The organism is Arenibacter sp. P308M17 (assembly GCF_003426735.1).
Classification (GTDB): domain Bacteria; phylum Bacteroidota; class Bacteroidia; order Flavobacteriales; family Flavobacteriaceae; genus Arenibacter.
In genome coordinates, this window is sequence record NZ_QVON01000005.1 from 90,465 (window position 1) to 116,495 (window position 26,031).

Annotated in this window: 22 protein-coding genes and 1 tRNA gene; 15 read left to right on the forward strand and 8 right to left on the reverse strand. The window is 40.1% G+C overall.

The annotated features are described in order from the left end of the window. The first annotated feature begins 3 nt into the window (after positions 1-3). A complete protein-coding gene (locus tag D0S24_RS13160) occupies positions 4-1,869 on the forward strand; it encodes a SusD/RagB family nutrient-binding outer membrane lipoprotein (RefSeq protein WP_117020340.1) in 1,866 nt (621 codons plus the stop codon). 705 nt (positions 1,870-2,574) lie between these two features. Here the strand turns inward: D0S24_RS13160 and D0S24_RS13165 are convergent. From D0S24_RS13165 to D0S24_RS13190, 6 genes are all read right to left on the reverse strand, one after another. Continuing rightward, positions 2,575-4,173, reverse strand: coding sequence for a SusD/RagB family nutrient-binding outer membrane lipoprotein (locus D0S24_RS13165; RefSeq protein WP_117020341.1), 1,599 nt, complete (start codon positions 4,171-4,173; stop codon positions 2,575-2,577). Between the two features lie 17 nt (positions 4,174-4,190). Then, a complete protein-coding gene (locus tag D0S24_RS13170; RefSeq protein WP_117020342.1) occupies positions 4,191-7,556 on the reverse strand; it encodes a SusC/RagA family TonB-linked outer membrane protein in 3,366 nt (1,121 codons plus the stop codon). 392 nt (positions 7,557-7,948) lie between these two features. Then, positions 7,949-9,115 carry a VCBS repeat-containing protein gene (locus tag D0S24_RS13175; RefSeq protein WP_117020343.1) on the reverse strand — a complete coding sequence of 389 codons (1,167 nt, stop codon included), beginning with the start codon at positions 9,113-9,115 and terminating at the stop codon, positions 7,949-7,951. A 61-nt stretch (positions 9,116-9,176) separates the two neighbouring features. Then, positions 9,177-12,059 carry a PVC-type heme-binding CxxCH protein gene (locus tag D0S24_RS13180; RefSeq protein WP_117020344.1) on the reverse strand — a complete coding sequence of 961 codons (2,883 nt, stop codon included), beginning with the start codon at positions 12,057-12,059 and terminating at the stop codon, positions 9,177-9,179. A 176-nt stretch (positions 12,060-12,235) separates the two neighbouring features. Then, entirely contained in the window at positions 12,236-12,874 is a 639-nt protein-coding gene (locus D0S24_RS13185; protein WP_117020345.1) for a DUF1080 domain-containing protein, read from the reverse strand. Positions 12,875-12,967: 93 nt separating this feature from the next. Further along, complete coding sequence (locus tag D0S24_RS13190) at positions 12,968-14,890, reverse strand: VCBS repeat-containing protein (protein WP_117020346.1); 1,923 nt, start codon at positions 14,888-14,890, stop codon at positions 12,968-12,970. A 365-nt stretch (positions 14,891-15,255) separates the two neighbouring features. On the opposite strand from D0S24_RS13190, the gene D0S24_RS21455 reads away from it, so the two are divergent. From D0S24_RS21455 to D0S24_RS13210, 4 genes are all read left to right on the forward strand, one after another. Then, positions 15,256-15,474, forward strand: a complete 219-nt coding sequence (locus D0S24_RS21455) for a GIY-YIG nuclease family protein (protein ID WP_408912548.1) — start codon at positions 15,256-15,258, stop codon at positions 15,472-15,474. Positions 15,475-15,561: 87 nt separating this feature from the next. Further along, positions 15,562-15,798 (forward strand): GIY-YIG nuclease family protein, encoded by a 237-nt coding sequence (locus D0S24_RS13200; RefSeq protein WP_117020348.1) that lies wholly within the window; start codon positions 15,562-15,564, stop codon positions 15,796-15,798. A gap of 4 nt (positions 15,799-15,802) precedes the next feature. After that, positions 15,803-15,876, forward strand: a tRNA-Pro gene (locus D0S24_RS13205). A gap of 284 nt (positions 15,877-16,160) precedes the next feature. Further along, positions 16,161-17,351 carry a site-specific integrase gene (locus D0S24_RS13210; RefSeq protein ID WP_251795788.1) on the forward strand — a complete coding sequence of 397 codons (1,191 nt, stop codon included), beginning with the start codon at positions 16,161-16,163 and terminating at the stop codon, positions 17,349-17,351. 164 nt (positions 17,352-17,515) lie between these two features. Here the strand turns inward: D0S24_RS13210 and D0S24_RS20930 are convergent, their stop codons facing one another. Beyond that, positions 17,516-17,698, reverse strand: coding sequence for a hypothetical protein (locus D0S24_RS20930; protein WP_147321454.1), 183 nt, complete (start codon positions 17,696-17,698; stop codon positions 17,516-17,518). Between the two features lie 75 nt (positions 17,699-17,773). Here D0S24_RS20930 and D0S24_RS13215 point away from each other — a divergent pair, with 75 nt between their 5' ends. From D0S24_RS13215 to D0S24_RS13245, 7 genes are all read left to right on the forward strand, one after another. Continuing rightward, entirely contained in the window at positions 17,774-18,382 is a 609-nt protein-coding gene (locus D0S24_RS13215) for a DUF6088 family protein (protein WP_117020350.1), read from the forward strand. Beyond that, on the forward strand, positions 18,383-19,384 hold the full coding sequence (locus tag D0S24_RS13220; RefSeq protein ID WP_117020351.1) for a nucleotidyl transferase AbiEii/AbiGii toxin family protein: 1,002 nt from the start codon (positions 18,383-18,385) through the stop codon (positions 19,382-19,384). Positions 19,385-19,775: 391 nt separating this feature from the next. After that, positions 19,776-20,447 (forward strand): hypothetical protein, encoded by a 672-nt coding sequence (locus D0S24_RS13225; protein WP_117020352.1) that lies wholly within the window; start codon positions 19,776-19,778, stop codon positions 20,445-20,447. 118 nt (positions 20,448-20,565) lie between these two features. Further along, positions 20,566-20,856, forward strand: coding sequence for an AlpA family transcriptional regulator (locus D0S24_RS13230; protein WP_117020353.1), 291 nt, complete (start codon positions 20,566-20,568; stop codon positions 20,854-20,856). Positions 20,857-21,124: 268 nt separating this feature from the next. Then, positions 21,125-21,421, forward strand: a complete 297-nt coding sequence (mbpA, locus tag D0S24_RS13235; protein WP_117020354.1) for a mobilization protein MbpA — start codon at positions 21,125-21,127, stop codon at positions 21,419-21,421. Positions 21,422-21,426: 5 nt separating this feature from the next. Continuing rightward, positions 21,427-22,287: a relaxase/mobilization nuclease domain-containing protein gene (locus tag D0S24_RS13240; protein WP_309545097.1), complete on the forward strand. Its 861-nt coding sequence runs from the start codon at positions 21,427-21,429 to the stop codon at positions 22,285-22,287. Between the two features lie 4 nt (positions 22,288-22,291). Beyond that, the gene (locus D0S24_RS13245; protein ID WP_117020356.1) at positions 22,292-22,759 is read left to right on the forward strand and encodes a DUF6730 family protein; all 468 of its coding nucleotides are present in this window, start codon (positions 22,292-22,294) and stop codon (positions 22,757-22,759) included. A gap of 250 nt (positions 22,760-23,009) precedes the next feature. Here the strand turns inward: D0S24_RS13245 and D0S24_RS13250 are convergent, their stop codons facing one another. Continuing rightward, positions 23,010-23,414 carry a hypothetical protein gene (locus D0S24_RS13250; protein ID WP_147321455.1) on the reverse strand — a complete coding sequence of 135 codons (405 nt, stop codon included), beginning with the start codon at positions 23,412-23,414 and terminating at the stop codon, positions 23,010-23,012. A 207-nt stretch (positions 23,415-23,621) separates the two neighbouring features. On the opposite strand from D0S24_RS13250, the gene D0S24_RS13255 reads away from it, so the two are divergent. From D0S24_RS13255 to D0S24_RS13265, 3 genes are all read left to right on the forward strand, one after another. Next, entirely contained in the window at positions 23,622-23,840 is a 219-nt protein-coding gene (locus tag D0S24_RS13255; protein WP_085496324.1) for a helix-turn-helix transcriptional regulator, read from the forward strand. A 613-nt stretch (positions 23,841-24,453) separates the two neighbouring features. Next, a complete protein-coding gene (locus D0S24_RS13260) occupies positions 24,454-24,741 on the forward strand; it encodes a helix-turn-helix domain-containing protein (protein ID WP_117020358.1) in 288 nt (95 codons plus the stop codon). Between the two features lie 9 nt (positions 24,742-24,750). After that, on the forward strand, positions 24,751-26,004 hold the full coding sequence (locus tag D0S24_RS13265) for a type II toxin-antitoxin system HipA family toxin (RefSeq protein WP_117020359.1): 1,254 nt from the start codon (positions 24,751-24,753) through the stop codon (positions 26,002-26,004). The last annotated feature ends 27 nt before the right edge of the window (positions 26,005-26,031 follow it).

The following is a 26,031-nucleotide window of genomic DNA, read 5'->3' on the forward strand; positions in this document are numbered from 1 at the left end:
AAGATGAAAGAAACATATAAAATAATTCTAATTCTCTTGGCCGTCTTTATCGTAGGATGCGATAAGGAAGACTTTGCCGAGTTGAACAGTGATCCATCGATACTTGCCGAACCAGATCTCAGATACTCCACAGCCAAGGTAATCAATGATATGTACACCAATGATTATACCCTATGGTTTTATACTAATTTTGATTATGTGTACCCATGGAGCCAGATAACTGGTGCCAATGTTGAATTTGCTGCAGGTAATCCAGAAACCTTTGTGGAAATGGGTGCCCAAGGCGGTGCTCAGAATGTATACGGTATTATTCCAAATGCTAAGGATATCAGGGCAAAAATCGAAGCCTTGCCGGAAAATGAAAAGGCAGCTATGCGTGGGATCGTAGGTGTAACCTATGCTGCTCAGGTCGCAACCGCTTTGACTCAGACCGATTTTACTGGATCTATGATTTATACCGAAGCAGGTTTGGCGCCTTATACCAATCCGCCCTTAATTACCCCGGTATACGATCAACAGGAATTATTGTTCGACACTTGGTTGGCTGAATTGGATCAGGCCATTGTAGATTTAAGTGCTGCTGATCAATTTAGTCTGGGTACACAAGATATCATTTATGAAGGCGATTATGGTAAATGGGCCAAATTTTGTAATCTTTTAAAATTGAGAATTGCCGCAAGGTTGGTCAATGCCAATCGAAGCAAGGCTTTGGGAATAGCGGAAGAAGTGGTAAATTCCTCTGCGGGTTATATGAACGCTTTGGATGAAGACTTTATATATACCAGAGGGATTGAATATCGGGGTACCGGTAATGGAAATCAACCAGGGACAGGTGGTATCAATCTTGTGGATTTCCTTAGGGATAATAAGGACCCTAGGGTACGCTTTCTTTTTGATAAAAATGATTTTAATGCTGAGGTGGTTCAAGCGTTTATAGATGCTGGAAGGCCTTTGCCAAGTTATGTGGAACAATATGTTGTTTTGGATGGCAGCGGGAATTTTGAAAGCTGGTCAGGTCCGGGCGAACCATGGGTAAGGTACCATGGAGCTCCACTTTCTCCGGATAAACAACAGGATGGTGCTTATGACGATTATTTTCAACAGGCATCGCAAAATAGGATTACTTTGGATGGTGTTGATAAAGCTTACTATTCAACTTCCCATTTTGCTGAAAAAACTACTAGGACAGGTATAGATTACACTTATCCTACAAGGCCTGGGGGTCGTTTAATTCAAAAAATCGGCAACCATCCCCCATTGGAGGTAATTCTTGGCTCATCTGCGGAGACTAATCTTTACTTGGCCGAATTTAAACTTTTAGGAGCTAATATATCAGGTTCTGCACAGGCATATTTTAATCAAGGGGTGGAACTATCAATTAGAAGAATGGATATTTTGGCCAAGAATTCAGAAACCTATTATTATGAGAGCGATCCTGTGTATATGGATGAAACTATGGCTGAGATGGCTTCTACTAAGTTGAAGGACGGTGAAATTGCGGATTTGTTGGCATTGCCAGATTATGATTTGTCTACTGATGGACTCGAAAAAGTTTATATTCAACAGTATATCAATTTTGCTATAACTCCACATGATACCTATTCTACGGTAAGACGTTCCGGTATTCCTAGGTTGGGAAGTTCAATTTTACCATGGGAACCTATTTTGGCAGCAGGAACTCCGTTGACAATCCCAAGACGATTTGAGATTGGATCTCCAACCGAGGATAATGTTAATTTTGAAAATGCAAAAAAGTCAGTTGAGGAACAAGGGTTTACTACAGGTACCAATGATCCAAATATTTTGAATACACAAAGAATTTGGTTTGATATTAGTAATCCGAATTACGGAGAAGGACCAAAAAATTAAGTAGTTTAGTAATTAATTTTTATAAGGGCTGTCCTGTTTGGGACAGCCCTTTTTTTATAGTTATTTTAGTTTTTAATGTTTTTATTTTGGATAATAGGGGCGAAACTATTTTGTGACAAGCTATTTATACTTCTTATAGAATAGTGGAAGATAGTTATTGTTTAGCTTTCAATTTAGTTTAAATTACTCCATTATCAAATAGTCATGGTGTCCTCTTTGAATCACAATGATTTTTCTTTTTCTGAATAATACATCAAATGTTTTGATCTAAAGATTCTCCAATCCATAAATACTATTGCTTTTTTGATAATTCTGAGTGAAGTAAATTATAATCCCAAAAGTTTACGGTAAGGCGAAACCTGTGCCGTACTTGGTAGAGGGACTGTAATACTTTCTTGTAGCCATTTTGACGGTCGAAAGACTAGTGTCTTGTCAATGCTACTGGGTCGTTTAAGTTCCCATTGTTTTATATCTGGGCAAGACAAAAAAATGTTGCATTGCCGTAGTAGCTACGGAACTGTTTTTGGCAAAGGCCGAGTGAAAAGGAACAAGGCTTGGGATGGCTAAAGTGGGGTTGGAAGGATACTAGCACCAGTAATTTTTTCATTCGATCAATCCTAAAATATGGATATAAAAAGAGGAGGGTATTTGCCCTCCTCTTCCAATTTATAAATATTCTGTAGCCTAAATGATAATATTAAAGGCTTATTGCTGCATCCAGTTCTTCGTTGTTTCGGAATCATTGCCTCCACCTGTTGCTGCCTGCCAATTTATACGGTTCGTTTCCCGTTCGGAAGGGGGGTAGGGGAGCCTATTGAAATCGTTCACCAAACTTGTGGTCAAAGGTACATTTGGCGTAGCGTTTCCTGTCCTTCTTTGTAGGTTCCAAGCTTCAAATTGTTGGTGGAACAAGGCTATCCAGCTTTGTTTGTAGATTTGGTTAAGGGCAGTTTCTGGATCTGCACTGTAGGCCACATTGGGATCTGTCAGCATGGTAGTCCATTCCAGCTCCGTTGGTTCGGCGGTTGCAGGCTTATTTATATTCCAAATGGCGGAAGCATTGGCATGTCCGTACCAAAATTTAACCGACGCAGTAATGCCTTCAAGGTAAAAACCTTCGGCCATGGCAGCATCTGCTGCAACTCCTGCCAATCCCCTATTATAGATCTCCGCTTTTATAAAACTTATTTGTGAACCTGTAATAATAAATTGAGGAATAGTTCGGTCTTCCGTAAAATACACATTGAATGAGGCAAAATTGGATCTTAATGTATTCCAATCCCCGGTTATCCTACTTGGTTGGTTGGGATCCCCTGTAACGGAAGGAGTAGAAAGTGTGGGGTTTTGGGGATAAGGAACCCATTCGTCGGATTCATTGGGTTCAAAGAAAATTTTACATCTTAAATCATAAATTCCCGAACCGTCAACGGCATCTGTGCTGGACATTTCGCTCCACATGGTCGATCCCATGCGCATATAGGAATTACCCCTCCAAAAGTCCGATCTGTTGATCTCTAGGCCGGCAATGCTCGCTGGATCCAATGAAATATGTTCATCTGCTGTAAGCAGGGGTTTGCTAAGTGCATCTGTGATCACCGGTCCGGCAAATGCAGCATTTTTTTCTATCATGGTCATCGCATACCTTAGTCGCAGTGAATTGGCAAATGTTATCCAAAGTGGAATGTCATTGCCTAAAAGTGTGTCATATCCGCCTAAGGATACCTGGGAGGGATCTGATGATAGATTGTCCATAGCAGCGGATAGATCATTGATGGCCGACTCCATAATACTTTGTTGGCTATCATAGACAGGCCTGAAATTTTCAGACCCCTCAAACCCCTTTCCAGCTTCGCTATAGGGCATATCACCATATAACAAAGTTGTGGTAAGCGTTTTATAGGCCATCAGGATTTTTGTCATAGCGCTAATATTGGTCATATTGGCGGCATCAGGGTTTTCCGAAATGAGTTTTTCAATCTCACGGGAATTGGCCAAACTTGTATAATAAACTTTCCAAGGTTCTGTAGTGTTGTCATCCAAACGATAGCCTGATTCCGCAAACATAGCTGCACTTTGACTCCATTGATATAGCCAAGCAACCGGAATTCTATGGTGCTGGCCGGTTTTTAGGGTAGTTCTTACCAGGTCATTGAACAACCCGGGTACAGTCGCCTCATAAAGTTTGGTTTCATAATTATTGTTTATATCTCCAAAATCTTTGTCACAAGATGATAGGAACAAAAAACTGGCACATAGAAATACTATGTACATATTTCTGTTTGTTTTATTTTTTTTAGTTTTCATAATTCGTTTTTTTTTAATTAAAATCCAGCCTTAATAGAGAAACCAATTGTCCTCATACTTGGGAATGCAGACCATTGTAGCCCTTGTCCATTACCAGTTCCATTGATTGCTTCCGGGTTAAGCCGATCTGGTAGGCTGGAATATACATAGAACAAATTTCTCCCCATTACCGATAGGGTTAGGTTTTGGAATACATTGGATTTTTTTAAGACCTCTTTGGGAATAGCGTATGAAATGGAAAGTTCCCTAAGTTTAACCCATGAATTTTCAAATACGGAAAGACTTCTTGGCCTGTTAAAATGTGACCATCCCGCATACGTAATACCATAGTAGTAGGCTGGGTGGATTACTCGATCGTTTGCTCGCCCATCGTCAACATTATAACCTTCCATAATCATACCTACGTTGTCCGTGGTGCCATCTGGATAGGTATATGGTAAACCACCACCGTTCCTGGCATCCGCTGTTTCTGGTGACAGACCGCTACCCATTGATACGGCATGATCTATGGAATAAATATCCCCACCATATTTAAAATCCATTAAAGCGGACATGCGGAAATTTTTATATCTAAATACATTGCCAAGGCCACCGGTTAATTTGGGGGCTGCATTGCCTATTTCCTGAACATCACTGGAAACAACATACTGCGTACCGATAACTTCACCACTGCCATCTTTGTTAAGGATATTTGTGACTTGTTTTCTTCCTTGGTCGTCCAACTCAAAATCGGTACCATAAATGGTTCCGTAGTTTTCACCTGGGGATGCCTTCATAAAGGCACCCAAACTTCCAAAAACCGTCGCAATTTGTTGTTCTTCAACACCTTCGGCCAATGATATAATTTTATTGGTATTTTTGGCCCCGTTTAGGCTAATGTCCCAAGAAAAATCCTGTGTTCTAAAAATATTGGCATTGACTATAAATTCAATACCTTTATTGCTCAGTGATCCCGAATTGAACACAACTCTTTCGGCTCCGGAAGACAAGGCTACGGCAGATGACATTATCTGGTTTTCGGACAAAATATCATAATAGGTAAAATCAAGGTTGATCTTATTGTTGAAAAAGCCCAAAGCCAACCCGATCTCTTTGGATTCTGAAGTCTGAAAGGTTAAATTGTTCGGAGGAATGCTGTTGGGCCTGGAAATTGTGGCCTGACCTCCAAATGAACTGGTATCAAATACGGCATCCAATAAATAGGGGGGTGCCGCATTGGCACTTTTCCCCCAAGCAGTCCTTAAGGACCCGTAAGTTAATACCTCCGAAAAATTACCCAAATCAAACGCGTCGGTAAATGAAAAAGCAGCATTCAACGAAGGATAGAATGTAGTATTATTATTTTTGGGCAATGTGGAGTTGGTATCCTGTCTTCCTGTTAGTTGCAAAAACAGATAATTATTATACGATAGATCCATAAGTCCAAAATAGGAATAGGATTGAATATCGTTTCTGGTTTCCGTGCTAAGATCGGCAGGACGGTTCGTGTCCGTGTAATTGGAAAGAGAATATATATTCGGCACTCTAAAGGGGCTGCTATTAACACCTTTGACTCCGGCAGAATTGGTTTCATATTCATTGTAACCAATGGTTACACTGGCATTAAACCCATCCGTCAAGAAATTATCCTTGTGCAATGTCGCCATAACGTCCGTATTGAAGGTTTTGTCCTTGCTTATGGTTTTTTCAAAACGTCCACCATTTAAACCGTTTATATTGGTGGTGTTATGGGTTACTTCAAACCTAGTTCCGATTAAATCTGCAGAAGTTCGGACAAAGGCATTTAGCCAAGGAGTAATTTCGGCATTCAATTTTAAAGTAGAAATAAATTCATCCCTCCACAAACGGCTATTGTTTTCATATACATGCCAAAACAGATCTTTGCTATATTCGGCATGCGGGTAAGCACCTCCAAAATCAACCCTATATCCATCGTAATCATCCTCGCCAAAATAAAGACCTTTTTCTAACCCCCTATACTCTCTAGACATACCGTAGATGGTAAACTTGGACCATGAATTGTTATTTCCAATTTCAGGTGCATTTAATCTGGAACTTTGATTGTAATTGGCATTTATGTCCGCACTGAACACTTTTGAGATATTGATATGGGAACCTAGGGAATAACTTGTGCTCCGATGATTCGTATTCTCTACCACGGCATCTCCCTTGGTGCTGTTCAAACCTATTCGAATGGTGCCCAGATCGCTTGCGGAAGAAAAGGATAGATTATGTGTGTTCTCCATACCTTGTCTATACATATACTCCCTGTTATTGGGTTGTGGGGAATACGGTCTTGTTTCACCGTCCCACCAAAGTGCGGGTGTGCCATCCAATCTTGGACCCCAAGAAGAACCTGCGCCAAACCAGCTAAAAAGATCCCAGGTATTAAAACCACCTGGAACCAATCCGTGGGAAGAGTTGATACCGGTAGACCCTCCATATGTTGGCCCGTACAACGAAGGCACGAAACTTTGACCATCTGCTGTTTTTGGCAGCTGAGGATTTGCCGTGAACAGAGCGGCCCTAAAACCACCTCCGAATTCGTTCTGGATATCTGTAAATCTATAAACATCGGTAAAGTTACTTGTTAACCCATATTCTATACCCAAACCTTCTCTTTTGCTTCCTTTTTTTGATGTTATTAATATAACACCATTGGCTCCCCTAGCTCCATATAGGGCAGCGGCATTGGGTCCTTTTAAAATGGAAACATCTTCAACGGTACTCATGTCCAAATAGCTTAAATAGTTGCCCCAGTCCCTATAACTATCTTGATTGGTTCCTAAGTTTCCTTGCGCCAGTTCATTGTTGTCAACAATGGCACCATCTATTACAATAAGTGGCTGGTTATTGCCAAATAAACTGTTATTTCCTCTGATGACCACCCGAGATGAGGCATTGGATAAACCGTTTGAGGTGTTGATGTTTAAACCCGCAACCTTACCTTGAAGTCCTTGGGAAATATCTACCGGTGCGGCCAGAATAATGTCCGCAGCTTTAATTTCCTGTACCGCATAACCAATGGATTTTTTCTGACGTTTTATACCCAATGCAGTTAATACAACTTCTCCCAATTGTTCGGCATCTTCCGTCATAGCCACGTTGAGGGTGGACGGACTGCCAACTGTTATGGTTCTGCTTAAAAAACCAATAGAGGTGTAGACCAAAGTCGAAGTGTTGCCTGCCACCTCTATGGAATAGTTTCCATCAAAATCCGTAGAGGTTCCATTCTTGGTACCTTTTTCTACTACGTTAACCCCTGGAAGCGGTGTTCCAGAATCATCTGTCACCGTTCCGGAAACGGTTTTGTTTTGCGCCATTACCCCATTCAGGAAGAGTATTGCTGCAAACATAAATAAGTAATGATTTTTTTTGCCCATACTGATAGTTTTTTGGTTATTTAGTTAAAATTTTTTGAAATAATGATAATCTAATACATGAAGTTAAATGTATGTTAATTTTTTTCACAAAAAATTGAATTTATCATTAATTCGACCAATAACTATTTGTTGGGTATGGATGGCTTTAAAGTTGGAACTTACGTATAGAAAAATCGTATGAAGGAAGAAAAGCGCTTTCGTTTCTGCAATAATTTGATATTAATAATAACGGTTGGATATAAATTTCCGTGAATCAGGGAAAATATGTCTTCGCCCGGTTAACCGAGTTCTTTCCCTCAGGACTCTGCTTCGAGATTAGTCAGTTTGTGGACTTTTTTTCCAATAAACAATACAATAACACAATTTGGTCTCCCTACCAAGTTCAGATGAAATTATTCCATTCTATTCTCAAATAGAAAAACCCCATTTTTGTTGGCAATTACAATATCCGGCCTATGGTCCTTGTTCATGTCCTCTACAACAATATTGAGTCCGGCACCCGAGTCATGGTCTATAATGTGTTCCTGGGAATAGGGCGATTTTTCAGTAGTAAATTCTATGTAGAGAAGTATAGGGGCGTCACTATCACCGGCATCATTGCCGTTATGGGCCAAGTATCGCTTACCTGCAATCAATTCTTTTTTTCCATCGCCGTTTAGGTCGGCCATGATGGTTGCATGTGTTTGGGAAGTGGTGTTACTTATTATATGTGTATTAAAGTTTTTTGGGCCTACTTGTTCATGCCACCATATCCCTAAGGCGTGGGCCGATGCCGTAACCACATCATTTTTACCATCATTGTTTACATCCAATACCTGCATATGGGAACAAGGTTCGCTTAAGCTTGTAGGGTGGAATTCCCAATTTCCTTCCGTCTTATCAGCTTTGCCCTTAAACCAGCCTTCTGCAATTAGCACGTCTTCCAAGCCGTCATCATCAATATCCCCAATTCCAATTCCATGGGAAAACCGCTCTGTTCCCGGGACATTTTCGGCACTGATGGGGAAGCGCTTCCATTGAGTGTTGCCCGGATTCGTTGGAGCCTGTAGCCAGACAATCTGTTTTTTGTCCACATCCCCGCAAAGAATATCCAATCTACCATCCCCATCCATATCTACAAAACCGGGCGATTCATTGGAGATGCCCATTCCATTGGCAATGGTATGTTTTTTCCATACTTCGGATTTGTTCTTAGGGTTTTCAAACCAGAAACCCGGTTTTCCGGGATAATCAATGATCACTACATCATCCCATCTATCCAAATTTACGTCCATACCCAGGTTAAGGAAAGATTCGCAGTATTCCTTCCAGGGATCAAAGGTACGTGAGGGAGCCATCTCATGACGTTTCCAGGAGGGCGCTTCAAACCAATAGTAGCCGGCAACAATATCCATTAGGCCATCTTTATTGAGGTCTGCAACGGCTACGCCCTCAGAAATAAAATCCCTGGTAAGGATGGTTTTTTTGAATTCCAAAGGTGTTTCTTGTCCAAAGGATGCGAAAATGCAACAGAAATAAATAAGGGGCTTTATAATAGATTTTATCGTTTTCCTTTTCATGTTTTGGTGTGATTATGATGAACTCATTTAAATTAGTTATTTTTTCACTAATAATGGAAAGCTATTGTTTACTTAATATACTGTCAATCTGTATGATGTGGGCATGCTTTTCGTGTGATTCCCCAGCCTTCAATTGTTCCCTGTAATTTTTTAATAAGTTTTGGGATGCAACCGTTTTTAATGCGGCTATCCTTTTAATAGTATAGGTTAATATTTTAGGGGTCTTTGCCTTTGTGGCCAACTGTAAGGCGCGTTCCGCATCCAATGGAATTAGGGGTTCGGTGGCGTACCATAACATCAGGGGTAGGTTGTGATCGGCGATATCTTCCTTTTTCTGTGCCAAAGCTTCTAAAATTGACCAGCGCTGTCCGGGCTCCAAACGGAGCAGGGCAGAGGTGAGGTACAGCCTTACCAAGGCAGAAGTATCATTTTTGGCCATGTCCAGAAATACTTCCATAGTAGTCGATGACACCTTTTTATCCTCGGTCGTTAACTGTATGGCCCAACTTCTAATGTATTCGTTTTCATGGGCCAATAAGCGGTCCAGTTCCTTTTCCGTTAGCCCATGGGTGACATGTAATGTCCATAGGGCCCTTAATTTTCTGGTGACGTCCGGATTATCGGCTAGAATTGCCTTAAGTGCGTTATGGACTTCAGGATTGCCTCCCCGCTCTTGGAGGATGGTCCTGGCCTGCCTTACATAAAATTCGTTGGGATGTAGCTGATAATTTACCAGCTCCAGGTTGGAGGCGTTGTTTAAATTAACCTTGACCCATTGGTCATTTTTATGACTGATTTTAAAGATCCGTCCCAATGTTTTGTCGTGTACCTCCGGGTTGGGGCTGTGACATTGGTTCTGGTCGTACCAGTCTATGGCATATACGGAGCCACTGGGACCGTATTTAAAATTGAGCCATTGGGACCAGGAATCGTTCATGGACAAAAAATCCTGATTGTGGGAGCCAATATATCCGGAACCCGATCGGGTAAGTTGGTCATTGTTAAGTTTGGATCCATTAATGTTGTTCATAAAGATGGTATTGCGATATTTTTCGGGCCAGGAATTGCCGCCCAGGTATATCATGGCACCCGCGTGGGCATGGCCGCCACCAGCTGCTGCCGACCTAAAATTACCGGCATGGGGCCCACGGTCTCCCAGCCAATGTACATGGTCGCCTATGGTTTTAATATCGTCATAGGTATACGGATTAAAATGGTTCCCTGCCTGCCGCTGATATCGTGCCCCTTGGATTACATGGTAGAGGTGTGGAATTACACAGACTGTGATAAATGGATGTCCATAATCGTTAAAATCGATGCCCCATGGATTACTGCTCCCTTCGGCAAATACTTCAAACTCATGTTGTGTTGGGTGATAGCGCCAGACCCCCGCATTAATTTTGGTCCTTTGTTTATCCGATGCCCCGGGCTTGCCTACATTGGAATGGGTAAATACGCCCTGCACACCGTAAAGCCAACCGTCCGGCCCCCATCGCAGATTATTTAATACTTCATGGGTGTCGTCCAGGCCCCAGCCGTCCAATACTATTTGTGGCGGGCCTGCAGGCCTATCCTTTTCGGCATCAATGGGAATATATAACAAATAGGGAGCGGCTCCCAGCCATACACCTCCCATACCTATTTCTATACCGCTAACAAGGTTTAGGCCTTCCGAAAATACTTTTCTCTTATCCAATGTGCCGTCGCCATTGGTGTCCTCAAAAATAAGGATTCGGTCTTTTCCTTTACCTTCCGGGGAGGGGGTAGGATAGGTATGCCCTTCTACGACCCAAAGTCGCCCACGCGCATCCATAGTAAAACTAATGGGTCTCACCACCTCTGGCTCAGAGGCGGCCAGGGTTATTTTAAAATCTTCCGGTAAGGTCATCGCCTTGGCCGCTTCCTTGCCGGAAAGTCCGGAATTTAGAATAGGGTCCAAAGGTGGGAGGACGATAATATCATCTTTGTTCAATTCATTTGGAAAATAGGGGCGAGAGGGGTAGAACCGGAAGTCGTCAAAATTGATATGCGCCCATTGGTCATCCTTAATATAGGGAATTTGGGAAATACCGGTTTCATTGTCAATAATTCGGATAAGGATTTCCTTTTTCAAATAGGGTTCAAGTGCTACTACCACTGGTTGTAGGGTGGCCCTACCTTGGCCGGTAGAACTAAAGATAACGGTATTGTTTTCTGCAAGCACCAATTCTACACGGGTATCGGCCAAAGCACCTCCGGACACCTTAAAGGATGCAAAGGGATGGGAAACCTTGAACGGAATAGAACTTAAAGTACCCGTAAGTTTGTAATTGGTATTGCCTCCACTACTTAAAAAATAGTTGCCATCAAAGGAAATTTTAGCATTGGCTTCGTGTACGGGAGAAGGGTCTTGGTCGTAAAGAGGAGTTTTAAAGGCATCACCTGTGGCCGTCCAATCTTCCAAGGTGGCTTTTTCAAATCCCAAGTTGAGTTTTTTTCCATTTTTTGTGGGTAATACACCTGCAATGGATGGTCCGGAAAGGTCACCTTCCACGACCTCAAATTTACCCACCATACCTGCTGCTCGATGTCCCGGTACGGTACAGAAATAAGTGTCGTTATCCTTCGCCCAAAAGGAAATACTGGTGCTGCTTCCCTTTTCCAATAGGGTGCCGCTCTTTATGCCGAGCTTTTCCATGGCGATATCATGGGTCATGGTTTCTCCGTTGGTAATTGTTACCCGTACCCGGTCACCCTTATTGGCCCTTAAGGTAGGATTTCGGGTGCCGTCTTGGGCGAAATAGCCCAACATGGTAGCTTCAAGGGCAAAGTCCCTATCAATAATGGTACTGTCCCGAACAATTTTGTCCGCAGTATTTTTTTCGTTTTTTGTTCTACAACCAATCGTAATGAGCAAAAGTAGCAATACAAGTGAAGAATAGGTTAGTGGTCTTGGGTGGTTCATAAGGTTTTATATGGTTAGTTAGTGGTATGTTAAGTATGTTTGGTCATTGAATTCAGGTCTCGACTCCGCTCGACCGGACAATTGATTGTCGCCCCTAGCACCCGCCCGTACCGAATGGTCCGTTCGGGTGGGGAGTCGAGAAGTTATTTCACGGTTAACTTAACAATTATTTCAATCTATTTCAATTCTTCAATAAAAATGTCCTTAAAGGCCACCAGGGCTTTTCCTCCCCCGTGAACCTGTAGTCCTATTAGGCCCGACCGCGGAATGGACCTATCCTCTTCGGTATAATCAACCGTCAAATGGCCATTGATGTATAATCTTATCCTGCTACTTTCAGCTTTGATTTCGTAATCGTTCCAATCGCCCACCTTTATCCATTGAAGTACTTTTGAGGAATCCGGTGCCATTAAAGTTTTATTTCTTCGAGATTCATCGTAAAGGCCGGCCCAATAATTTTCGCCCCAATCTGCTTGATATCCGGTCATTTCATGGGCAGGTTCCCTTAATCTTTTACTTCTAAATTGAATGCCAGAATTAACAAAACCTTCATGTCCGGTTAATTTTATTTTTAGTTTAAGTATAAAATTGGCATATGAATTCTTTGTGCACAGGAAATCGTTGTGGGGGACCATTTCATTCAGGGAGCCGCCAACAATAGTTCCATTTTTAATACTCCATGTAGTTAAGGTATCCCCTTCCCAGCCTGAAAATGTCTTCCCATCAAACAGGGAAATAACTTCCCTATTGCTTGAATTCTTACATGCTAGCACAAGAAACAATAGTACCAACGAAGAGAGGAGGAAACGATTCATAGCAATATGAGTTTAATATTGCCCTTAGTCTTTCCAATATACACATTATCAATCATATACTTATATTGTGAATATCCTCAGCTTACATTGGTTTTACTTCTTTAGATAATAAAAATGTCCGTCCTCGGCACCAATCAATAAATTAGGTTTCCCGTCCTTGTCCCAATCTACCACGGTGGGACTGGTAGTATGACCTGCCAGTTTGGTATTGACCAGGTTGCCTCTTTTCTTAAAGATAGTATTTTCATTGGATTTTCCTATATTCTCGTACCATTCAATATTCTCGCTATTGGCCAAGAGATCAAGGTCTCCATCCCCGTCCCAGTCGGTGAATTCAATTTTACGTCTTCCGCTCCCGCCGGCTTCCCGTTCATTTAAGCGCAGCAGATCTTTGCCTATTTCCCCGTCGGCATTCTTAAAGATACGCTGTCCTGGTTTTAGATATAGTTCATCACGCTTTTTAAATCGCTCAAAAAATGCTAAATATCCCTCGTGGTCCAACATCACCACATCCATTAGTCCGTCCTTGTTCCAGTCGATCGCATAGGGAGTAGTTCTCCATTGGGTGGCCAATTCATCCTTGCCGGGATTCCACCAGTTCCATTTGGGTTTGGGAATGTTCTTATTGTTCCAAGCTACTTTAACACCTCCCATTTTGGTTAATTTGGGCCTGTCTTTTTCCCCTATGTTTTTGTACCATTCCACTTTGCCAAAAATGGAATTTAATATAATATCTTTTAGTCCGTCATTATCCCAATCGGCGACCGTAAGGGTTGTATATCCCCATTTCCGTTCTGCCGGTCCCTGAATGGAACCACTTTCTCCCGCCATAATCCGTATTATTTCCCCATCGGCCTCCAAATAAACGGGTTCTTTAAAACCGGGGTTTTCGGCTCCGTCCAAGTTCTCTATAAAACCAATATATCCGGCCGAATTTCCACAAATTAGGTCTTCGTCCCCGTCATTGTCCCAATCCACACTGAAGGGAGTGACGAGGGCCCCAAATTTTATATTTTGGCTTTTTTGTTGAATATATACGGGCGAGATAAAAATGGGCATATTGTCCTTTACTGTGCCTGTATTTTCAATAAGAACTACTCTACCGTCTTCGTCGCCTACTATTAGATCTATTTTATTGTCATTGTTCCAATCAAGGGCTACCGGCCGCATCATCTCCAGGTCCATTTTTAGGATACCCGAGGCATTCATTAGAAATCTACCTTTGGCATAGATAGGGTTGTCCCTATTTCCAATATTTTCAAAATAGGTAAATCGGTCTACGAATTCGCCACATATAATATCCAGGTCCCCATCCCCGTCAAAATCGGCCATATTGGGGGTAGTATTGCCATATACATCAATAGGTTTGTTTCCGGCCAATATTTTTCCGTCGTTTCTATATTTTCCATTGTCATTGGTCAATAAAAATAAGTATCCGCGAAGGTCTCCATTGGTCCATTCACCTTTTTCATTAAAGGCATTGTCCCATCCATATTCACTCCAGTCATCAATACCTACAATAAGGTCCATATCCCCGTCATTATCATAATCTACATATTTCCAATCGCTAAATCGTTCCTTGTATTGATCTAGCAGTTCGGATGCCCGGTATAGACCTAGGGGCCTGGTGTATCCATATCTTCTAAAATTCTCATATTCCAGGCCTACTCCCGAAACCCTAGGTTCACCATCAACATAGGAAATGGCCACATTTCGCATGCCGTCACCTATTTTAATGGGGGCATCAAATATGGGATTTCCGTTGTGGTCCTTAGTGCTGTTTTTGAATAAAAAAGTGCCATTGAAAGGAACGTCCGTACAAGAGATGATCAGATCCAAATCTCCATCCTTATCATAATCCATGGGCAAGGGATTGGCCCAGAGTCCGACTGCCAGATCTTTGGTAGTGGTAGTATCCTTATATTTCAATCGCATTAAGGTTTCGTTGGTAGATTGGCCAAAGGAAACAGTGGCGCTTGATAGGAGCAAGCAAATGATTAATCGTTTAAGCAACATGGGTTGGTTTTTTATATTTAATTTTGCTCGGTTGGGAAATAAATTAAGGTATTCAAAGTAGTGTTTATTTTTTAAATGACCAACACTGGAGTGATTTGAACCTATAGAAGAATTTTTTCATTGGGAGGCCAATGTATTTATAAAGAAATAATGAATTTTATTACAGATCAGGTCAATAGATGGGTTGGGTAAAAAAGATTCATTTTTTTTTAAAAAGATTAGGGTAAAATAGTTTGATCTTTCCTATTTTTGCAATCTCATTTTCGGGATGTGGCGCAGTTCCCGCCAAAAGAGCGGGACAGGCCCGGTAGCGTATCACGCCCCGGGCGTGATGGTCGCATGAAATTAAGGATTATGTAGTTTACATATTGTATAGTGAGAATGCTGACAGGTATTATGTGGGCCTCACGAACAATATTGAAAAACGGCTTGCCACCCACAATTATGGTGGCAAAAAATATACTTCCAAGGGCAGGCCTTGGGTTTTGATAAAAACGTTTCCTTGTGCCGACCGATCAGAGGCGGTAGTTTTGGAAAGAAGGATAAAGAAAAGAGGTATCAAACGGTATCTTGACGAAAAGTAATTTTCGGGATGTGGCGCAGTTCCCGCCAAATGAGCGGGACAGGCCCGGTAGCGTATCACGCCCCGGGCGTGATGGTCGCTTGAAATTATGGAATATGTAGTTTACATATTGTTCAGTGAAACTACCGACAGGTATTATGTGGGTCAGACGAACAATATTGAAAAACGGCTTGTTACCCACAATAATGGTGGTAAAAAGTATACATCCAAGGGCAGACCTTGGATTTTGATAAATACTTATCCATGTATCGATCGAATTGAGGCGGTGCAGTTGGAAAGAAAGATAAAGAAAAGAGGTATCAAACGATACCTTGACGAAAAGTAATTTTCGGGATGTGGCGCAGTCCGGTAGCGTACACGGCTGGGGGCCGTGTGGTCGCAGGTTCAAATCCTGTCATCCCGACTTGACTAGTTTCATTTAGTCGCATGACGTTGCAAATCACCTGATTTGCAACGTTTTATGTTTTTAGGGGTATCAGATGAAACCACTTGAAACTACCTGAAAACACCTCTCTGGTGTCCTAATCGGGAATTGATAACCACAGTATTTTTTGTACATTGAAGTAGCTTTTGAAGGTAATTGACCTTGTGTTTTTTACTATTTTATTCACCATTAAAAAGCTATGTAATATGTTAGAAAACAGTAGATTATCAGTCGTATTTGTTGTTAGGAAACTTAGTTCAAAAATGGATACTATCAAAGTCTATGCTCGGGTCACCGTTGATGGAAAAAGAGCCGAATTCAGTTTAAATCGGGAATTGCCAGTGTCCCTTTGGGACGAAAAACGTAAAAGAGGTAAAGGATTTTCCAAGTACGTTATCTCGCTAAACAAGTATTTGGACCAAGTTTTTACCGGACTGCATGAGGCTCATCGGCAACTTTTGCAGGAGGAAGTTGACATCACCTCTGCGGGAATAAAGGCTCGATATTTAGGAGAAGATGAAAGAGGTAAGACACTACTAGATTTGATTAGTTATCACAATACATCCATGCTCACCGTCCTTAGGAAAGGAACCATGAAGAACTACTACAGTACGGAACGTTGTATCAAGGAATTTCTAAATGAGAAAATGGCCTTTGAGGACATACCTCTTAAAAAACTGAATTATGGTTTTATTGTAGATTTTGAACAATATATACGTAAGTATAAACCGGCTACAAGAATGGGTTGTACCAATAACGGTGCCATGAAACACATGGAGCGCTTAAAGAAGATGTCCAGGCTTGCCGTAAAATTGGAATGGTTGGAAAAGGACCCCTTTATCAATTATACGCTACGTTTTGAAAAAACAGAACGTCAATTTCTGACCGAACGGGAGTTACAGCTCATTGAAGAAACCACGTTCAATATACCAAGTACCCAACGCATAAAAGACTTGTTCATTTTTGCCTGTTATACGGGTTTGTCTTTTATTGATGTTAGTGGGCTAAAAATTGACCATTTGGTAAAAGGAATGGACGGTAACGATTGGTTATATACTAAAAGAACAAAGACCGATGAACCTTTGAAGATTCCTTTGCTACCCAAGGCCATGGAAATCATTGATAAATATAAAAGCAATGCTAGTCTGCTTGAAAATGGAAGATTATTACCTATTTACAGCAACCAAATGATCAACCGCACCCTACGGGATATCACAACCGCCTGCGGTATTCGTAAAAAGATTACCTTTCATGTAGCCCGGCATACCTTTGCCACCGCGATTACGCTTTCCAATGGGGTGCCAATTGAAACCGTTTCTAAACTTTTAGGACATACCAAATTGTCTACAACTCAGATTTATGCTAGGGTCGTTGAAAAGAAGGTAGGCGAGGATATGCAGAATTTGATGGCTACGATGAAGCTAAAAAAGGTTAGGGCTGAAGAAATCTCTTAGGTTGAGCTATAATGTTTTGCGTTATGTAATTTTTATTGCAGACTCGTCATAATTTAGCTCATCTGTGATGTCTTTAATTTCTGAAGGTACTTTTTGTCCAGGAAGATTCCGTTATTAAGTTGTTAATTATTTTGTTCATATCATAGCTTTGAATACCACGAAAATTATTGACTTTCAGTTTTAGAAAAACTAACTTTACGCCTTACTGCTTCTACACGGAATTTTTTATTTTTAATTATTTTTTGGGATTCCGTGTAGAAGCAGTAAGGTAAAAAATTTTGATGAGTCGGCAGGGGCAGAATTTCTGCCCCTGCCGACTCATCAGTATAATGCCTTTTTGTACTCATAAAATCTTATTTATTATCTCAATGTAATTTCGTCACAAATATTCATTAAATTTGTGACGAAATATATATTTTAAAATGCTTGTACCTACTGAAAAACTTATAAAAAATGCAATTTTAAATCATAAGCGTGGAAAAATATTTTTCCCGAATAATTTTGTTAAATTTGGGTCTTCTACAGCAATCAGACAAGCTTTAATACGTTTAGAGGAAAAAGGGCTTTTGGTTCGACTGGCACAAGGTATTTACTTATATCCCAAGGAGCATAAACAATTGGGGCTGCTTTACCCATCATTAGAGGAAATTGCTTTGGCGATTTCCAAGAGGGATAAAGCAAGAATAATTCCAACGGGAATCCAAGCCCTTAATAAACTGGGATTATCTACACAAGTTCCTATGAATCTTGTATACTTAACCGATGGATCTCCTAGAACTGTTAAAATTAAAAATAACACTATAAAGTATAAAATTGCATCTCCGAAAATTCTTTCGGCCAAAAGTGAGACAAATATTTTGGTGATACAGGCATTGCGAGAAATAGGGCAGAAAAACTTGGTTGGACATCAGCTTGAAAAAATTAAGGACGTACTAAAAACGGTAGATAAAGATCTTATCAAGCATGACATGAAATTGGCACCGGTATGGATTTCAAAAATAATGGAAGAGATACTAAAAAATAAAGAGTAAATGAAGGAGTGGTTTAGTCTGTCGGTAAGCGACCGGAGAGAAGCTATAATACAAACGAGTATAGACAAAGGTCTACCGGCTGCAGCCATTGAAAAGGATTGGTGGGTTGTAACGGTTTTGCGTGCTATCTTCAGTACCACATATGCGGAATACCTTGTCTTTAAAGGCGGTACATCTTTAAGTAAAGCCTGGGGGGTAATTGAAAGGTTCTCTGAAGATATTGATTTGGCGATGGACAGATCTTTTTTTGGCTTTAGTGGCACACTTAATCGCACTAAAGTTTCTCACCTGAGAAAGGCTTCTTGTAAATTTGCAAGCGAAGTGTTTCCCGGGGAATTAGCCAAAACTCTTCATGCACAAAATGTTGGAGAATTTTCAATAGAAGTCCGTGAATTTGTACTATCTGATACTGATCCCTTAGCAATAGAAATACATTACAAATCGCTTGTTGAACATATAGACTATTTGGCACCGAGAATTCTAGTGGAAATTAGTTCAAGGTCGTTAAGAGACCCATTTGAAAATAAGGGTATCATCTCTTTCATTGGTGCAAAGTATAAAGGACAACCTTTTGCGGATGAAATAATTTATGTACCAACAGTCCTCCCCACAAGAACATTTTTAGAAAAACTTTTTCTTTTACATGAAGAGTTTCAAAAGCCTGAAAATAGAGAAATATTTAGTGAACGAATGACAAGGCATCTATATGATATTTCTAGGTTGATGGATACTCCATTTGGAGAAAGTGCTTTAATTGATAGTTATTTATACTCCAATATCATTCAACATCGCAAAATTTTTACTAAAGTATCTTGGGTAGATTATTCCAAACATGCTAAAAGAACATTAGATTTTATACCGCCTGATCGGGCAATGAAGGATTGGGAAAGGGATTATGTGGCAATGCAAGAAAGTATGTTTTATGGGAAAACAGAACCATTTGACGAACTAATGAATAAATTAAGAGGTTTAAGAGATAGGATTAACAAAATGGAAGACTAGTAGTTTAATTTTCTCAGTTATACGGAAATTGCGCACAAGACATTTGTTCCATAATTTTTCTTATTATGAATTGAGAAAAGAGTGTTTCTTTATCTTTCTATATTCCAAGCCCCTGCGGAAGTCGAAAAACCCTTCCATTCCAAAGCTTTCATAGCAGACACGCTTCGCCGGTCCGCTCGGGAAGTCCCTCCGTTCCGGCCTGCCTGCCGCCATAGGCAGGTTTTCTCGACCTCCTCGTAGCCGCGCGAAAGAACAAGCGGCGAAAGGCCGCTTGACCTTTCTTCTCCCTACCCACAATTTGGCAAATCCTTATCCATTTTTTGAACTATGACATCGAAAATGTAAAAGGGTCTAAATTCTTTTAATTATCTTGAAATCAGCTTTTAGAGAAATGAAAAAGATAATCGAAAATATTGCCAATTGGTTGGTCGTTTTGAACCGGAGAAAAGACAAAATCAACCGGAACATTAACGCCTTTATGAGAAGAGGAAATAATGGGCTGATTATCGGGTTTATTCTTTTTGAAATATTTGTGGTCTACTTTTCGTTCGATCTATATGAAACTTACGAAATCCTTTGGTTGGCATTGCTTCCGATATGGTTCTCCGTTATTTTCATCTTTTTTATTTTGGTATCGGATGCTTATAAAAAGAAAGTGAAGTATCAAAACCGAAGTTCACGAATGAAACTGGTCGGTTTCAATATGGATTTCAATGAGCGTGTCCATAGAAGGATTTACGGTTCCTTGACCCAATATGAATATCTGGACGAGAACTTGACAAGCTTCTCTGATTTTTATGAAGTTATGGTTCTGGATTTTGACGACCACGATTCGGTGCTACATTTTAACTGTACCCAACCGCAATTAAAATATATTCTCGATAAGTTCAAACAACTTAAAAAGGGGATTAGCTTAAAATCCTTTGAAAGATCCCAAAAAATTTACCACAAGGGAAACTTGATATCTGCAGAGATACTTTCAAAAAAGTACAATGAGTTTCCTCCCGATCATGAATTTGAACGACGGATAGATTCATTCTTCGATTTCTTGGGGGATATTTAAATCTTTTATGGGGTAGATTTCCCCTTTTTCTTCTTTTCACCCGCTTGCATCCCCTTTCTTTGCTTCGAACATTTGTAACACAGGTAGACCGCATTGCGGCTATTTTAAAGCGAGAATTATGGAATTGGAAAATGACATGGTAGATCTCTTAAGGGATATTAAGGGGCTCCTTTCACATCAAAAGAAAGTGATGAACGTAGATGATCTTGTCGCCTATACGGGACTCTCCAAAAGCAAGATTTACAAACTGACCCAGTTACGATTAATCCCCATGGGAGGTAACAAACACATCCGCCAGAAATTCTTTGATAAGGATATTATAGATGCTTGGTTATTGGGAGAACCTAATTTATCGGATGATTATTTGGAGCGGGAATTCAATAAGCAATTGCCACGAAAGAGGAAGTAGCATTTCAATAAATACCAGCTAATTAGTAGCGGTACTAATGATAATAAGAAGTATGTGGATAGGGAGAAAAGATGAAACGGAATGTAGACGTAAAAATCCGACTGAGTGAGAATTCAAGATGTGTCATTGTCATGACAAATCTTGCTTTTGCTCCCGATGGTCGCAAAAGAATAGGAACCAATATCTTGATTTTCGATATAGGATTATAGAGGGAGTTTCCATGGATATTTTTTAAAAGTTTATAGGATGAAGGTTCAGAAAAGCCAAAATGAAAAAGGAGTTTGTACAGTTTAGATGTTCTATTTATGAAAAGAAGCTGCTAAGGGTCAAGGCCGTTAGGAGTGGACTTTCCATAAGTGAATATTGTCGTCGTGCGGCTTTTGATGATCGGATAATAGAACGTTTTACCCAGGAACAAATAGAGTTGTACAAGATGCTGTCGAGGTATGAAACAAATTTTAAGCTTATCGGGAATATGTTCCGAAAACGCAACCCGAAATTGGCGGATGAAGTGGTGCAATTGGCCAGTGAGATACGTGGACATCTTTTATCCTTTAGGAAATGATAGGCATGGGAAAATCCATATCGCATACCGGAGCATCCATGGGTTATGGTTGGAACGGGGAGAAGGAGGCAGAAGTCGTTTACCGCGAACATTTGTCTGGAGACAATCCTAGGGACATCACTCAGGAGTTCAAGGTCATCCAGCAGCAGAACCACCTTTGCCAAAAGAATACCTTGAGTTTTGTACTCAGCCCAACGATTGAAGATGGTCAAGGACTGACGAACAAGGACCTCAATGAAATCGTTGATAGGTTCCTTAAGGAAATGAAACTACAGGAACGCCAGGCTATCGGCTTTGTGCATAGGGATAAGGAACACACCCATGTCCACGTATATGTAAACCGTATCGATTTCAATGGGAATGCATACAAGGATAGTTTTATAGGAAAACGGAGCCAACAGGCGGCGGAAAATGTGGCAAAACAAATGGGCCTGACCACGGTAAAAGAAGTGCAGAAGGAAAAACTGAACCAGATTCAACATGTAAGGGGGGAAATAAAACGCATACACAATAAGGTCATGGAAAAGGACAAGCCAAAAAACTTTGACAAGTATATCAACGATATGGCCAAGAACGGTGTGGAGGTTATTCCCAGTATCAATAAGCGAAACCAACTTCAAGGTTTCCGGTTTGAATACAAGGGGCATAATTTAAAGGGGAGCGAAGTACACCGGACCATGTCGATGGGAAACATAGCGGGAAATATGGGATGGGATATAAATGTAGCCCAAAAGATGGCTAGAGAAAATACTGTAAAATTATTGGACAAGTCCGTTGGGCTATCGCCCAACCTGGCGGCAACCATTGCAAGAAAGATGGTCACTATTGCTATTAAGAAATCAATTGGACTGGGAATAGAAATATAATATCATGGCAAAACTGGATGAAATTATGGAAGTGCTTACCCAAGAAATATCCGGGTTCAACAATTCCATTGGTAAACTGGAAGAACTTTCCACAAAATTTGACGACCTAAAAATAACAGCGGACACCTCTCATTTGGAGTTTCAACTAAAGGAATTTTTAAGGCTGCAAAAAATCAACTTAGAATTTTATAATAAGCGGATGGATGAAGTCTTGAAAAATATAGAAAAATCTAGATGGACCCCAAAATGGGAGATGTCGTTGTTCTACCTTTTCATGATAATGAACACTATGGCATTTGGCTATATGGGCTATTATTTCATCAACTATGAACAGAAAAAGAAGGCTGAGGTTTTAAATGTAAAAAAGGAAAGCTTGGGAAGAGCAAGGGGCTATTTTGAAGACCACCCAATTATTTATAAGGATTTTGAAAAGTGGGTCCAAAAGCAGGATAGTGTTCCAAATCGGGAGTAGGGTTGCGCCCTAATTCGATTTTACTTAACGCTAATCTTCCCGAACACTATAAAATCGAATCAGGATCCATGCGCAAAGTTTAGGGGTAAGATTTGGGACCATGCCAAAGGTATTAATTTAATCCCTCCCTCAATTTTTCATCCCTATAATAAAGATTCAGATGGTCCATAAGTTCTTCCTCTCCTTGGGGCATTAACCTATTTGCTATTGTCAATATTTGGCGGAGATACTCTTTTTCATAACCTGTTTTTTAGGGTTGGCCTTGGGCTTCCATATCCGGAACCAATTGCCGTATCTCATCAAGGAATTCCATTTCCTCATGGGGGATCAAATTAAGTACATATCCAAGTACTTCCCGAATGTTATGTTCGGGTTCGGGGACAACCCTATTCGGGATGTAATCGGCTTCCAACGCCGTGATGCATACCTTTAATAGGTTGGAAATCATAAAGGAGGTTTCCGAATAGCCCTCGGTGATAAGGTTTACGGAATAGAGTTCCTTTTTGGAGGGGTAGCGTTTTAAAGTATGGAAATGTTCCTTGGCCAATCCCCCTATTTTATTCAAGATGTTTATTTCCTCGGATTCCTGACATTGCACTTGAGAAGTACTCTCATTAACAAACGTGTTTTCTTTGGTTGGTTCTCGATTTTCCAAATTCTTTCGGCATTCTGTATTAATTATGTTTTGTTCTGATTTACTGATTTCATGGCCCATAATAGATAGTGTGTTAGAATCATTAATATATATTTAGATTATCTAATCAAATCTATAGATAATATACTTAAATTCCAAACAAAACTTTAGATATTCTATATTTTTCAATTAGAAAAGTATATTTATGTAATCAAATTCAATAGATTTATGACTCCGCTAGGATTATTTTTAACCAAAAAATCGGTAAATCGTGCCATGGTCTCAAGACGGACAGGTATTAGTCAGGCTAGGCTATCCCAATTAAGCTCTAACGAATCTACCAAACTTCGGGCCGATGAACTCTATTTGATTGCCTTGGCAATTGACATTGATCCTTGTGAATTATTGAAGGAAGTATTTAAAGGGCTTAAACTGCCTAAAGAGTAAAGAGCGTTGGGCATGGATTTTTATTGTTTTAAATCAATAGAAGTATTTGAAATCCTAGTTTTAGAAATTTACTAGATGCTTTGAATATTCAACATACAACATATACAGGTACGCGTGCAAGTAGTAGTTTAAAAATAATTGATCTTCCGTACTATAGGTACTGAAATTCAAAGGAATTTAAACTGTTTTCTCTTGCTGGCAATCATTGTTTCTAAAAATTATCTTGGTGAAAATAATTTACATGCAATAGCTTTGGGTTATAGCGTTTTATTTCATGAGGGTAGCTTCAATTTATATATTTTTTGTAAGTATAAAACACTGATATTCAAACTAGTTTATAAAAATTTACATGCTAGGCTAATTTTGGTACTGCACGCTAGGCTAATTATAGCACAATATTTACCCTGACTTTGTTACAAATAATCTTGAAATTTACCCTGACTTTGTTACAAAAAATTAAAAGCTTACTCCTTCACTGTTAGAAATAATCGTCGAAATTTTGCTATAAGCTCACTTTAAAAGATGGTTACTCATTGATTTTGAAAACAATTTTTGAGTTAAATGAGTAATAATATCCCCATAATTGTTATATTTGGGGAAAATATTACCCATTATGAAAAATAAGAAAGCGGTCCTTTTTCCAAAATATCAGAGGATAATGGGGCAATTAGGAGAGAATATAAAGCTTGCCCGCAAACGAAGAAAGCTTACCACTATTCAAGTGTCTGAACGGGCAGGTATAGATAGAAAGACTTTGTATCAGATAGAAAAAGGGAATTCAAAGGTAGCGATTGGTTCATATTTTAATGTTCTGATTGCACTTGGTTTGCAAGATGATTTCTTGAAGTTGGCAACAGATGACGAATTAGGAAGAAAATTACAGGACTTGGATTTATTATAACAGGGAAGAATGGTACAAGGTAAATTTGAAATATACGTTTATGCACATTGGCAAGGAATGCCAGAAGCTAAGATCATAGGTGTTTTGGCAGCACATCATGCTAAAGGAAAGAAAGCCTTTAGCTTCGAATATGATAAGGGTTGGATAAAATCTGAACATCAACAATTGTTGGACCCTGATATCCAATTTTATTCCGGTCCACAATATCCAAATAAGAAGGAAAATTTTGGTGTCTTTTTAGATAGCATGCCAGATACCTGGGGAAGAACCTTGATGAAAAGACGTGCAGCCCAACTAGCTAATGAGAAAGATCGAAAAGCTGTTACATTATATGAAATCGATTATCTACTTGGAGTTTATGACGAATGTAGAATGGGAGCTTTACGTTTTAAAACAGACCGTGATGGACCATTTTTGGATAATAATGAAGATAATCCTACCCCCCCTTGGTCATCAGTGAGGGAATTACAAGAAGCTGCCAAGCATTTTGAGAACGACACCGATAATGAAGAAGTAAAAAAATGGTTGGCCGTTCTAATGGCCCCAGGATCTTCTTTGGGTGGAGCAAGACCCAAGGCCAATATTTTGGATGAACATGGAAATCTTTGGATAGCAAAATTTCCTTCAAAGAATGATACTATAGATAAAGGAGCATGGGAATTTTTGGCATATCGATTGGCAATAAATTGTGGAATCGAAATGGCACCCTCCCGAATTGAAAAAATTACGGGAAACTATCATACCTTTTTTACACAACGTTTTGATAGGATAAGAAAAGAACGTATCCATTTTTCATCGGCCATGACCATGACAGGGAATAATGAGGATACTATCCGGGATAACCCAGCAAGTTATCTGGACATTGCCGAATTCATCCAAACAAATGGGGTAAACATTGATAAAAACCTACACCAATTATGGCGTAGGATTGTTTTTAATATTGCGGTTTCCAATACGGATGATCATTTGCGAAACCATGGTTTTATCCTGACTTCAAAAGGTTGGATACTTTCTCCCGCTTATGATATTAACCCATCAATAGACAAAGACGGACTAGCACTTAATATTGACATGGAGAACAATGTTTTGGATTTGGAGCTGGCAAAAAGGGTAGGGGAGTACTTTCGTTTGGATGATAAACAAATGGATACCATTATTGAGGAAGTGATGGCCTCGGTTAGTCAATGGAAAAAGATTGCCGATGAAATCGGAATTCCAAGGGCGGAGCAGGAATTAATGGCAGCGGCATTTATGGATGGCTAGCTGTTGTACAAGTTAAGGATGTCGATA